10 protein-coding genes are annotated in these 12,035 nt (G+C 41.0%); 7 read left to right on the top strand and 3 right to left on the bottom strand.

Features of this window, described 5'->3' with window-relative positions; genetic code table 11:
* The first annotated feature begins 50 nt into the window (after nucleotides 1-50).
* The 3 genes from pyrR (at nucleotide 51) to Q7J63_RS06395 (ending at nucleotide 2,852) form a co-directional block, all read left to right on the top strand.
* On the top strand, nucleotides 51-599 hold the full coding sequence (gene pyrR, locus Q7J63_RS06405) for a bifunctional pyr operon transcriptional regulator/uracil phosphoribosyltransferase PyrR (protein ID WP_026333918.1): 549 nt from the start codon (nucleotides 51-53) through the stop codon (nucleotides 597-599).
* A gap of 2 nt (nucleotides 600-601) precedes the next feature.
* Nucleotides 602-1,525: an aspartate carbamoyltransferase catalytic subunit gene (locus Q7J63_RS06400; RefSeq protein WP_019600616.1), complete on the top strand. Its 924-nt coding sequence runs from the start codon at nucleotides 602-604 to the stop codon at nucleotides 1,523-1,525.
* Nucleotides 1,526-1,982: 457 nt separating this feature from the next.
* Complete coding sequence (locus Q7J63_RS06395) at nucleotides 1,983-2,852, top strand: endonuclease/exonuclease/phosphatase family protein (protein WP_161629756.1); 870 nt, start codon at nucleotides 1,983-1,985, stop codon at nucleotides 2,850-2,852.
* Nucleotides 2,853-3,197: 345 nt separating this feature from the next.
* On the opposite strand, the gene Q7J63_RS06390 is transcribed toward Q7J63_RS06395, so the two are convergent.
* Both Q7J63_RS06390 and Q7J63_RS06385 read right to left on the bottom strand, forming a co-directional pair.
* Nucleotides 3,198-5,600, bottom strand: a complete 2,403-nt coding sequence (locus Q7J63_RS06390) for a ribonucleoside-diphosphate reductase subunit alpha (RefSeq protein WP_304884807.1) — start codon at nucleotides 5,598-5,600, stop codon at nucleotides 3,198-3,200.
* 37 nt (nucleotides 5,601-5,637) lie between these two features.
* Nucleotides 5,638-6,618, bottom strand: coding sequence for a ribonucleoside-diphosphate reductase small subunit (locus Q7J63_RS06385; protein ID WP_019600594.1), 981 nt, complete (start codon nucleotides 6,616-6,618; stop codon nucleotides 5,638-5,640).
* 644 nt (nucleotides 6,619-7,262) lie between these two features.
* On the opposite strand from Q7J63_RS06385, the gene rplU reads away from it, so the two are divergent.
* The 4 genes from rplU (at nucleotide 7,263) to Q7J63_RS06365 (ending at nucleotide 11,371) form a co-directional block, all read left to right on the top strand.
* The gene (gene rplU, locus Q7J63_RS06380) at nucleotides 7,263-7,574 is read left to right on the top strand and encodes a 50S ribosomal protein L21 (RefSeq protein ID WP_019600593.1); all 312 of its coding nucleotides are present in this window, start codon (nucleotides 7,263-7,265) and stop codon (nucleotides 7,572-7,574) included.
* Nucleotides 7,575-7,609: 35 nt separating this feature from the next.
* Nucleotides 7,610-7,870, top strand: a complete 261-nt coding sequence (rpmA, locus tag Q7J63_RS06375; RefSeq protein WP_019600592.1) for a 50S ribosomal protein L27 — start codon at nucleotides 7,610-7,612, stop codon at nucleotides 7,868-7,870.
* A 424-nt stretch (nucleotides 7,871-8,294) separates the two neighbouring features.
* Nucleotides 8,295-10,874 carry a zinc-dependent metalloprotease gene (locus Q7J63_RS06370; protein WP_304884804.1) on the top strand — a complete coding sequence of 860 codons (2,580 nt, stop codon included), beginning with the start codon at nucleotides 8,295-8,297 and terminating at the stop codon, nucleotides 10,872-10,874.
* A 182-nt stretch (nucleotides 10,875-11,056) separates the two neighbouring features.
* Entirely contained in the window at nucleotides 11,057-11,371 is a 315-nt protein-coding gene (locus tag Q7J63_RS06365) for an HPF/RaiA family ribosome-associated protein (protein WP_019600590.1), read from the top strand.
* Between the two features lie 26 nt (nucleotides 11,372-11,397).
* Here the strand turns inward: Q7J63_RS06365 and Q7J63_RS06360 are convergent, their stop codons facing one another.
* Nucleotides 11,398-12,027 carry a rhomboid family intramembrane serine protease gene (locus Q7J63_RS06360; RefSeq protein WP_019600589.1) on the bottom strand — a complete coding sequence of 210 codons (630 nt, stop codon included), beginning with the start codon at nucleotides 12,025-12,027 and terminating at the stop codon, nucleotides 11,398-11,400.
* Between the last annotated feature and the right edge of the window lie 8 nt (nucleotides 12,028-12,035).

Below are 12,035 nucleotides of genomic sequence, written 5' to 3'. Positions count from 1 at the left end.
ATTCTTCATTCCCCACCTTTTCTTTTTATATTTGCACACAAATCGAAGCCATGCAAAAAAGAATTGTTCTGGATCAACAGCAAATTGACATCATCCTGAAGCGTTTTTGCCATCAGTTGATTGAAAATCACGATACTTTTGAAAATACTGTTCTCTTGGGTCTACAGCCAAGGGGGCCAATCGTATTGGATAAACTCGTGAAATTGCTGAAAGAAATTTCCGGTATCAGCGTTCCCTTTGGCTACTTGGACGCTACATTTCACAGGGATGATTTTCGAAGAAGGGATTTTCCTCTTCAAGCCAACGAGACCAAAATCGATTTTTTACTGGAGGGAAAAAAAGTAATCCTTGTGGATGACGTCCTTTACAAAGGGCGATCGGTAAGAGCGGCCATGGATGCCATGATTGCCTTTGGGAGAACTCAAAAGGTGGAACTCATGGTATTGGTGGACAGAAAATACACCCGCGACTACCCGATCATGCCCGATTACTTCGGCGTCAAAGTCAACACCTTGGAAAGTCAATATGTGGTCGTGGAATGGGCAGAAAAAGGTTTTGAAAAAGATGCCATTTGGATAACAGAAAAAGTTAAAAACTAAACATGTCACAACTCAGCACCCGACACCTCTTAGGCATCAAGGACATCACCACCGAAGACATACAGCTCATCTTTGAAACCGCACAGAATTTCAAGGAAGTTTTGAACAGGCCCATCAAGAAAGTGCCGTCCCTGAGAGACATTACCATCGCCAATATCTTTTTCGAAAATTCCACACGAACCCGGCTTTCCTTCGAATTGGCAGAAAAAAGACTTTCTGCAGATGTTATCAATTTTTCCTCGGCCAGTAGCTCGGTCAAAAAAGGCGAAACCCTGATCGACACCGTAAACAATATCCTTTCCATGAAAGTCGATATGGTTGTCATGCGACACAGCAGTCCCGGATCGCCCCATTTTCTTTCCAAAAACATCAAAGCCAACATCATCAATGCAGGGGATGGCACCCATGAACATCCGACCCAGGCTTTATTGGATGCCTTTTCCATCCGCGAAAAACTTGGGGACGTTGCCGGAAAAAAAGTAGCCATCATTGGGGACATCCTCCACTCCAGAGTGGCGCTGTCCAATATTTTTTGTCTTCAAAAACTCGGGGCGGAAGTCATGGTTTGTGGACCGATCACGCTTTTACCCAAGCACATCGCTAGCCTAGGCGTGAAAGTGGAATATGATGTCCAAAAAGCACTTGAGTGGTGCGACGTCGCCAACGTTCTCCGCATTCAGCTTGAAAGGCAGCAAATCAAATATTTTCCTTCCCTCCGGGAATATTCCCTATACTTTGGGGTCAACAAAAAGATGCTTGACAGGCTGGACAAAGAAATTGTCATTATGCACCCGGGCCCCATCAACCGTGGGGTTGAGTTGAATTCGGATGTAGCCGACAGTGAACATTCCATCATCTTGAACCAAGTGGAAAACGGAGTGGCGATCAGAATGGCCGTTTTGTATTTACTGGCGGGCGTGAAGTAAGAAAGATAAAACTATTTGAAAACTGGTACAGGAATTGAATTGATTGAGTAGAGGTCATAACTTTGTTTGTTTTTGAAGCAAACACGGCATTCATTTGAAAACATTCTCCCACTGGGCAAAAACCAAGAGGAGACTCTTTTTTGAATCCCATTTGTAAATATTAATTTTCGCTAAATCCCTACATAGGGGGAAATGGGTATGAGGAATGTGAATTTTGATTTCTATTGTCTAATCCTTACTTGTGCATACCTCATAAAATCCATTGGCCCCAATCTAGTTGAATATGAAAAATTTTACTTACAGTTTTAGTATAATTTCAATCGTTTCAACCCTCCTCCCTTTTATCAAATCTTCAAAATGGTGGATCCGAATTTTTGATTTTCCAAGAAGTTCGATTGCTGTATTTTGTTTGATTTCTATTGTTCTTTGCATCATCTTTTTGGCAGGACGAGGAAAAATGAAAATCCTGATTATTTCGTTGCTGACGATTTCATTGGTCCTACAAATCTCCAAAATCATTTTTTACACCCCCTTCTATCCTTCCCAAGCAAAAAAATCAGTCGTCACCACGGATGAAAACCGGTTTTCCCTTTTGGTCACCAATGTCCGGATGGACAATACAGAAATCGGTGCTTTCACAAATCTCATCACCAGATGGGATCCCGATATCATACTGATCACTGAACCGGATGATGTTTGGGCGAAAGGCCTGCTTGATTTGGACGAAAAGTACCCCTATTTTATAAAAGAGCCCTTGTCAAATACCTACGGAATGATTTTGTATTCCAAATTGCCCTTGTCCGAAAAAAAAACCAGGTATTTGGTTTCTGATGAAATCCCATCTATTGCCACAAAAATCACTTTGAGGACCGGGAATGAAATCATGTTGTACGGCCTTCACCCCGAACCGCCAAAACCAGGAACGGACACCTACGAAAGAGACACGGAAATTTTGATTGTTGGTCAGGAAATCAAAGGCAGTTCCATTCCGGTAATTGTCGCGGGTGACCTCAACGATGTCGCTTGGTCTTACACTTCCGAACTTTTTCAGAAATATGCCGAACTCGTGGATCCGCGGGAAGGGGTGGGAATGTTCAATACTTATAATGCTAGATTTCCACTTTTTCGATATCCATTGGACCATGTTTTTTATTCCAAAGAATTTGGGCTGACCAGAATGGAATTGCTCGAAGACATTGGATCTGATCATTTTCCAGTTTTCATCGAACTCACGTTTGAACCAGAATTGAATAAAAACATTCAAATGGAAAAAACGGGACCAGAAACAGAGCAGGAAGTTCAAGAGAAGATTGATAAAGGAAAATAAACATCCTTGGTGTATTATTTTTTCCCCATCCGGTTTTTTTGACTTTTCACAATCTCCCATGTCTTACCCCCTATTTACGCGCAGTTTCACACCTCTTTGCTTCCTAAATTAGTTTAACCCGCAATAGGTTTTCAAATGTGGGATTGAAATTGCAAGAAAATCAGACTATTTGGAGAATAGGTCAGAGTAGCGATAGGAGGAAGTAAAAATTATTGATAGCTGAATGATGATTAAGCAATTTAAGGCTAGAAAAGAATGGGCAATGCATCATAATACGGGTTTAATCAAAAAAAAGAAGCCTTGCGATCACAAGGCTTCTTTTTTTGATTAAAAATTGAAAATTAATTAACTCCCACACATTTCGCAATCATCTGGATTGTCCAAAGAACAGGCAATTGCATCCTGATTTTGAGATTTGGCTACGACAACTTCTTGTTCGGCAGCATTTGCTGGCTGGTTATCAAATGAAGATTTATCCACTGTGAACTGGATCGCACTGGCTGCAGCCTGGGATCTCAGATAGTACATACCCGTTTTCAAGCCCTTCTTCCAAGAGTAGAAATGCATGGATGTCAATTTCCCGAAGTTTGCATCCTGAAGGAAAACGTTCATGCTTTGGGATTGGCAAATATAGGCTCCCCTATCTGCTGCCATGTCGATGATGACCCTTTGGGAAATTTCCCAAACTGTTTTGTAAATATCCTTGATATTCTGGGGAACACCCGGAAGATTCTGAACGGATCCATTTGCGGCGATCAATCTGTTTTTCATCGAATCATTCCAAATTCCAAGCCTAATCAAATCCTTCATGAGGTGTTTGTTCACCACTATAAACTCTCCTGATAAGGTTCTTCGCGTATAAATATTGGAAGTATAAGGCTCAAAACATTCATTGTTGCCCAATATCTGAGAGGTAGAAGCAGTCGGCATGGGAGCAACCAAAAGGGAATTCCGAATGCCGTATTTATTTACTTTTTCTTTCAGTTCAGACCAATTCCATCTTCCTGACTTTGGGGTTACTCCCCACAGATCGAATTGGAATTGTCCTTTGGAAACCGGACATCCTGCATAGGTCTCGTAAGTTCCTTGGACCTTTGCAAGTTCCATGGAAGTTTCCATCGCCGCATAATAAATCGTTTCGAAAATATCCTCGTTCAGTCCCTGTGCCTCTGGAGAATCGAAAGGCATTCGCAGCATAATGAATGCATCCGCAAGACCTTGCACTCCCAAACCAATGGGTCTATGTCTAAAATTGGATCTTCTAGCCTCTTCTACCGGATAATAGTTCACATCAATGACCTTGTTCAGGTTCCTTGTTGCCACTTTGGTGATTTCATATAGTTTTTGGTGATCAAAATAGCGCTTGCCATCAGGACCGGTTGCCACATACTTTGGCAGAGCAATGGAAGCAAGATTACAAACGGCTACTTCATCAGGGGCAGTGTATTCGATGATCTCCGTGCAAAGGTTGGAAGATTTGATCGTACCCAAATTTTGCTGATTGGATTTGTTGTTTGCTGCGTCCTTGAATAGAATGTAGGGAGTACCAGTTTCGATTTGGGATTCTAGGATTTCGAACCAAAGTTCCTGCGCTTTGACAACTTCCCTTGCTCTTCCTTCTCTTTCGTACTTTTCATAAAGCTTTTCAAATTCTTCACTATGGCAATCCGCAAGACCCGGAGCTTCGTGTGGGCAGAAGAGAGACCAACTTTCATTTTGTTCCACTCTTCTCATAAATAGATCAGGAATCCACAAAGCATAGAACAAGTCCCTTGCCCTCATTTCCTCTTTTCCGTGATTTCTCTTCAATTCCAAGAAATCCTTCACATCGGCATGCCATGGTTCCAGATAAATGGCAAAACTTCCTTTTCTCTTTCCCCCACCCTGATCTACGTATCTGGCGGTCATGTCAAAGTTTCTCAACATGGGCACGATTCCGTTGGAAACACCATTGGTTCCCCTGATATAGGTTCCTTTGGCCCTTACGTTGTGAATAGAAAGCCCGATGCCTCCAGCCGATTGGGAGATCTTGGCACACTGCTTCAGCGTGTCATAAATCCCATCGATACTGTCATCCTTCATGGTGAGCAAAAAGCATGAAGACAACTGAGGCTTTGGTGTCCCAGCATTAAAAAGTGTCGGTGTGGCATGTGTAAACCACTTTTCAGAAAGCAAATTATAGGTTTCTATGGCAGCATCAATATCCTCTTTGTGGATTCCGATTGCCACCCGCATCAGCATGTGTTGTGGTCTTTCCACCACCTTTCCATCCAATCTGATCAGGTAACTTTTTTCAAGGGTTTTGAATCCAAAAAAATCATAGTCAAAATCCCTTTTATAATTGATGGCCTCATCCAATTTTGCGGCGTGTTTTTTAATGATCCCATAAACATCGGGAGCAATTAAAGCAGCATTTTCACCTGTTTTTGGATTGATATAGGTGTACAGCCTTTTCATGGTATTGGAAAAAGACTGACTGGTGGTTTTATGCAGGTTGGAGATGGCTATCCTAGCAGCCAAAACCGCATAATCTGGATGTTTTACGGTAAGAGACGCACAGATTTCTGCCGCCAAACTGTCCAATTCCGTTGTTGACACGCCGTCATACAATCCATCGATGACTTTTTTGGCAACTTCTATGGGCTGGATGTACCGACCATCCAAACTGTAGCAAAGATTTTCTATCCTGGAAGTGATTTTGTCAAATCGTACAGATTCTCTTCGTCCGTCTCTTTTTATTACTAACATGCTGTTCGCTCTTTATTTTTTTTAAAACAATTGTTGACTAGAAATCCTCTCCCACTGAAAATTTCGGGGAATCTGTGATTTCCTTCGATTTCATGACCCCTGCTTTTTGGTAGTCTCCCACTCTTTTTTCGAAGAAGTTGGTTTTGCCCTGCAAGGAAATCATGTCCATAAAATCAAACGGATTGGTGCTGTTCCAAACTTTGCTGCAACCCAATTCCATCAATAATCGGTCTGCTACAAATTCGATGTATTGACACATCAAATCCGAATTCATACCAATCAGCTTAACAGGCAAGGCATCGGTGACAAATTCCTTCTCGATCTCCACCGCGTCTTTGATGATCATCGTTACGGTTTCTTTCGGGAGTTGCTGGACCAAGTGATTGGAATACAAGTGACAGGCAAAATCACAATGCAATCCTTCGTCTCTGGAAATCAATTCATTTGAAAAGGTCAGACCAGGCATAAGGCCCCTTTTCTTCAACCAGAATATCGAGCAGAAGGAACCGGAAAAGAAAATTCCTTCTACGGCGGCAAAAGCAATAAGTCTTTCCTGAAAACTACCATTGTCAATCCATCTCAAAGCCCAATCGGCCTTTTTCTTGACACAGTCGATGTGCTCAAGGGCATTCAACAATTTGTCCCTTTCGACATTGTCCTTGATATAAGTGTCAATCAGCAAGCTGTAGGTTTCGGAGTGGATATTTTCCATCGCGATTTGAAAACCATAGAAAAATTTAGCCTCAGTATATTGGACTTCTGAAATGAAATGCTCCGCAAGGTTTTCGTTTACGATCCCGTCACTGGCTGCAAAAAAAGCCAGAACATGGGATACAAAATGTCTCTCTCCATCGGAGAGATTTTTCCAGTCCTTCAAATCCTGACTTAAATCAATCTCCTCGGCAGTCCAGAAACTGGCCTCAGCCTTTTTGTAAAAATGCCATATGTCGTCGTGTTGGATAGGAAATAGGACAAAACGACCTTTGTTTTCTTGGAGGATAGGTTCTACTTGTTGCATTAACTTCAATGTTTTATAAGGTATGAACTTCAATTGTTGTTGAAGACTATAAGATCACAGCTTGGGCGGTGAGTCTATCTACATTTTGTAAACAGCCTCTGAACAAATATGATTAAGAAATTTTGAAAATAAAACAGCTCCCAAGTCTATTCAATTAGTTTTTTGAACTTTGGTCAAATTATGCTTAACCTATTTAAAACCAATTGAATATTATAGCTTAATTCAACTGATAATTAAATGAAAAGGCCTTTTTCAAGGGGTATAATTTTTTTGCATAATTTTTAAAATAAAAAAAAGACTCCAATTCAAATAGATTTCTGACTATTGTTCAAATTATTTGGAATAACCTTGACACGTCAAATAAATATTTTAATAGATTGCCATTCAAGAACTTATGGACTAAAAGGTCTTAAAAAAGTGCTTCTGACATATCAAAGCTATGATCGAAAAAATATGATAAAAAGGTCTGAAATAATAATTTGAACACATGAAGCGCTCCCAGAAATTGTAAATTTACACAAGGGTATCAAATCCGAAGTTAAGCCTTCATATTCCTTCAATTAATTTTGGGTTTAATTTTTTAATCTTCCATATCATTCTTATATTTGCACCTCAATTTTGACAAAAAGTATCCTATTTTAATTATGTACGCAATAGTTAACATCGCAGGAAAGCAGTTCAAAGTAACAAAAGATCAGTTCGTTTATGCACCTTTGATGCAAGGCGAAGCTGGCGCTTCCGTGGAATTTGATCAGGTATTGTTGGCAGAAGACAACGGAACTGTATCAATTGGTGCCCCTATATTAGCAGGAGCATTAGTATCTGGTAAAATCCTTGACCATGTAAAAGGTGACAAAGTAATCGTTTTCAAAAAGAAACGAAGAAAAGGTTACAAAAAGAAAAACGGTCACAGACAGGATTTCACAAAAATAATGATAGAAAGTATTGTACTATAAGATTCTCTGATAAGAATCCTTAAAAATCAAATATTATGGCTCACAAAAAAGGTGTCGGTAGTTCCAGAAATGGTAGAGATTCACAAAGTAAGCGTCTTGGTGTAAAGAAATTTGGTGGAGAGGCAGTTATTGCCGGCAACATCATCATTAGACAAAGAGGTACAAAACATCATCCAGGAGAAAATGTTGGAATTGGAAGAGACCATACAATCTTCGCAACTGCGGCTGGTCATGTACAATTCAAAAAGAAATTTGACGGCAAATCTTATATCAGCGTAGTACCTGCTGAAGCATAAGATTTAAGCTTTCATTTCACAAATAAAATAGTCCTTCGAAAGTAGGACTATTTTTTTGTGAAATTTAATGGACTCCTATTCAACCCGTTTTATGGGTCACCTATTCCAGACTGAAATTGCTTCACAATCAGTTTACTGTTTTCGACTTCAACCTACCGCTACCCCTCCTTATTCTTTTTTCTCCAAGTAGCTTGATTTTCTTACCATCTCAACCCCATGGGAAACTTATTGCATATTTTGGGGTCTATTATTTCGTGTTGATTTTTACACATTACCACCGTCCATTCTCATTGGCAATACAACCTATCCTACCCGATTTTCCGTGAATTTTAGTTAAATAGTTGTTTGACTCGTGCTCTTTTCAATTCCTCATTTGTCAATTTTGAAAACTATTGATAAATTGTTTGAGTCAATTGCAAACTATATGATTCAAAGAACAAAAAAACTGTTATTAACAACGGTGCTGCTCATAGCCGCCGTCACTTGGCCAGGACAAGATGTTTTGGCCCAAAGGAAAAAAAAGGCGGATACCGCTACGACGGCTGCTCCCGTTGAGAAAAAGGATGATAAAAAGAAAATCGATGATCTTGTAAAGGGTCACAAAAAACATGAAGGCCTTTTTACTTTTTATCAGGACACCACCAGCGGTGAACTCAAAATGCTTGTATCCAAAGACCAGATTGGGAAAGAATTCATCTATTTTTCCCAGGTAGCCGATGGGGTGACCGAGGCCTCTTCATTCAGAGGCGCTTATGGTGACAACAAAATATTTAAGATAGAACGGTATTTTAACAGAATTGAATTTGTTGCCCAGAACAATGCACATTACTTTGATCCTGAAAATCCACTTAGCAAATCTGCAGATGCCAATATCAGCAAAGGAATCATGGCCAGCGCCAAGATCGAGGCAGAAGATGCTGAAAATGGTCTTTTGTTGATAAAAGCGGATAATCTTTTTCTTAAAGAAACATTTTCCCAGATCAAGCCACCAGCATTCCCCGGAGAAGGACCAACTTCTTTTAAATTGGGGAGCCTGGACAGCGAAAAAACAAAAGTTTTGGCTGTCAGGAATTATGAAAAAAACACCGATCTGGCCATAGAATATGTTTACAACAACCCTTCCGTATTGAATGGAGGCTCCTCGGCTGTGACGGACGGGAGGAATGTGAGCATAAAGGTATATCACAGCTTGATCGAGTTGCCTGACAATGGCTATTCGCCTCGATATGATGACCCTAGAGTTGGATATTTCACCACTCAGGTGACGGATATGACCTCAAGCGGTCCAACGCCCTATAAGGACTTGGTTCATCGCTGGGATTTGAGAAAAAAGGACCCGAACGCTGCTCTGTCTGAGCCAGTGGAGCCGATCGTTTGGTGGATAGAAAACTCAACTCCCCATGAATGGAGGGAAACCATCAAAAGTGCCGTTTTGGAATGGAACAAAGCTTTTGAGAAAGCAGGTTTTAAAAATGCAGTTGTTGTAAATATCCAACCGGATGATGCCGATTGGGACGCAGGTGACATCCGTTACAATGTATTGAGATGGACAAGCTCACCAAACCCTCCATTTGGAGGATATGGTCCAAGTTTCGTCAATCCAAGAACAGGGCAGATTCTGGGTGCTGACATCATGCTGGAATATGTATATCATACCAATAGGGTGGTTTATGATAAACTATTCGGTGATGAGTCGGCCATCGAAAATGGCCAATGGAATATGCAACATGGACATTTCTGCATGGCGGGAGCACATCTTCAAAACAACATGATGTTCGGCCAAGCTTTTTTAAGAGCCCATGGAGCTTCTGATTACGAGATGGAAGGCATGAAAAAAGAGGCGATGAGTGAGCTTTTGATGCATGAAGTTGGCCATACTCTGGGATTGAACCATAATATGAAAGCCTCGCAACTCTTCACTCCAGCGCAACTGGGGGACAAAGATTTCATTCAGGGGAAGGCCCTGTCTGGATCCGTGATGGATTATCTTTCCATCAACCTGGCGAAAGACAAAGCAAATCAAGGACATTATTTCTCTACCACAGTCGGTCCTTATGATGTCTGGGCGATCCAGTTTGGATATACTCCTGTCACTTCCAAAAAGGAATTGGATGCGATTTTGGCACTCTCCACCAAGCCTGAGCATACCTTTGGAAATGATGCTGATGACATGAGGTCTCCAGGCAAAGCCATTGACCCAAGGGTGATGATTGGGGATTTGTCCAGTGATCAAATCGGCTATTCCATACACATGATGGAAACAATCAAAGAGCTGATGGGCGGAATCAAAGAAAAATATTCTACTGAGGGAGAGTCCTACCAAGAACTCGCTCAAGCTTACAACATTCTGATGGGACAATACGCAACTGCAGGTGGTGTGATTTCGAGATTTGTCGCAGGTGTTTATGTGGATAGGGCAATGGCCGGCCAGGAAGGTGCTACTCAGCCCTATACCCCTGTGAGCCTTCAGGACCAAAAGCGGGCTGTTGCCACATTGTCGAAATACATGTTTGCACCGAATGCATATGATATCCCGAATGATTTGATCAACCATCTAGCCAGACAAAGAAGGGGTTTCAACTTCATGTCCGGAACTGAAGATCCCAAAATCCATCAGCAGGTACTTGGCTCCCAAAGGAGTGTTTTGGCTCATTTGACACATCCAAACACACTTCAGAGAATGGTGGATTCGGAACTATATGGCAATGAATACAACATGGCGACCTATATGAGCGATTTGACCAAAGCCATTTTCGATGCCGATATCAATGGAAATGTCAATAGCTTTAGGCAAAACCTCCAATTGGAGTATGTCAATACTTTGAAAAGTATGGTGATGGGAGCGACCAGTGCCCGTTTCAACCATATGGCCAAGTCCGCTGCGCTTTACAATCTGAACTATATCCGTTCCAAAGCAGCAAATGCAAATGGCAACATTGCTTCAAAGGCGCACAAGGATCATGTGAAACTATTGGTTGAGAATACCCTGAAAGAAGTGAAATAATTCAAATCAGTCATTTTTAAATTGTCTAAAAGCTCCAGATCTTTGTGATTTGGAGCTTTTTTCTTTACCCTTTACCTAAAATTTATGTTTCATGCCTTCAATTAAAAGCGCTTTTATTGTAAATTTGAAATGAAGATCAATAAATTATCAAAATAGAATTTTTCAAATCAAAACATCGAATTATGAACTATACAGAGAATTACAAAGGGATAAAATTAGATGTTCAATCCGTTAACTTGGACATTTCAGATAGCGAACAGGCAGAGATCAGATCAGCCATTGATAAGATTTCTCGCTTCGCCAATGTGATCAATGCAGTGGATGTATATTTCAAGCACGAAGGGACAGGAAAAGACATAACCAATGTGGTTGGGATGAGAGTAGGTGTTCCAGGACCAGATGTCTTCGCTGAGGACAAAGGAATGGACGAACATTGGAAGGTATTGCTGAAATCAGTCACCGACAAAGTGATCCGTCAACTCCAGAAGTTAAAATAAATTTAAAACAATAAAAAAACTTCAGGTCAAAAAAGCCTGAAGTTTTTTATTTCTTCAATAAAGTGAAGGCCACTCACTGGTGAAAGGATTAGGATAAAAGCTATTCCGAACAGTGCTCCATAAAGATGTGCATCGTGGTTGATACCATCCCCCCCTTTTTTGGCTTGTACAATACTGTAGATCAGAAAGAGGACTCCCAATGCGAATCCAGGCAAACACAAAATCCCGAAAAGACAAATATCAGACAATGGCATCAGGATGATGCTGGCAAATACAGCCGCAGCAGTTCCCCCAGAAGCCCCCAACGCCCTGTAATAGGAATTATTTTGGTTTTTCAGATAAGTTGGAATATCGGAAATCACTATCGCCGCAAGGTAAAAGACAACATAGACCACAGTTCCCGGGATAAAGCCAAGCCTGTAGGTAAGAAACTGCTCCACAGCTCCTCCAAAAAAGTAAAACGTAAACATGTTGAAAAGGAGATGCATGCTGTCCTTATGGATAAATCCGGAAAGGACAAACCTGTCCCATTGATTTCTGTTTTTGATCAAATACGGGGTAAACATCCATCTTTCAAGCAGTTCCGGTTTTTTGAAACCAAGATAAGAGGTAATGATGGTGATCAGAATGATGACCACCGTGGTAGAAAGCTCCATTTTTATTT

It is taken from the genome of Rhodonellum sp., from assembly GCF_030656585.1.
Lineage (GTDB): Bacteria > Bacteroidota > Bacteroidia > Cytophagales > Cyclobacteriaceae > Rhodonellum > Rhodonellum psychrophilum.
This window is presented reverse-complemented; position numbering and strand designations above follow the sequence as displayed.

Coding starts and splice junctions, on each gene's coding strand:
- Q7J63_RS06400 (WP_019600616.1), top strand. CDS start 602: ATGTCACAACTCAGCACCCGACACCTCTTAGGCATCAAGGACATCACC.
- Q7J63_RS06370 (WP_304884804.1), top strand. CDS start 8,295: ATGATTCAAAGAACAAAAAAACTGTTATTAACAACGGTGCTGCTCATA.
- Q7J63_RS06385 (WP_019600594.1), bottom strand. CDS start 6,618: ATGCAACAAGTAGAACCTATCCTCCAAGAAAACAAAGGTCGTTTTGTC.
- Q7J63_RS06360 (WP_019600589.1), bottom strand. CDS start 12,027: ATGGAGCTTTCTACCACGGTGGTCATCATTCTGATCACCATCATTACC.
- rpmA (WP_019600592.1), top strand. CDS start 7,610: ATGGCTCACAAAAAAGGTGTCGGTAGTTCCAGAAATGGTAGAGATTCA.
- Q7J63_RS06390 (WP_304884807.1), bottom strand. CDS start 5,600: ATGTTAGTAATAAAAAGAGACGGACGAAGAGAATCTGTACGATTTGAC.
- pyrR (WP_026333918.1), top strand. CDS start 51: ATGCAAAAAAGAATTGTTCTGGATCAACAGCAAATTGACATCATCCTG.
- Q7J63_RS06395 (WP_161629756.1), top strand. CDS start 1,983: ATGAAAATCCTGATTATTTCGTTGCTGACGATTTCATTGGTCCTACAA.
- Q7J63_RS06365 (WP_019600590.1), top strand. CDS start 11,057: ATGAACTATACAGAGAATTACAAAGGGATAAAATTAGATGTTCAATCC.
- rplU (WP_019600593.1), top strand. CDS start 7,263: ATGTACGCAATAGTTAACATCGCAGGAAAGCAGTTCAAAGTAACAAAA.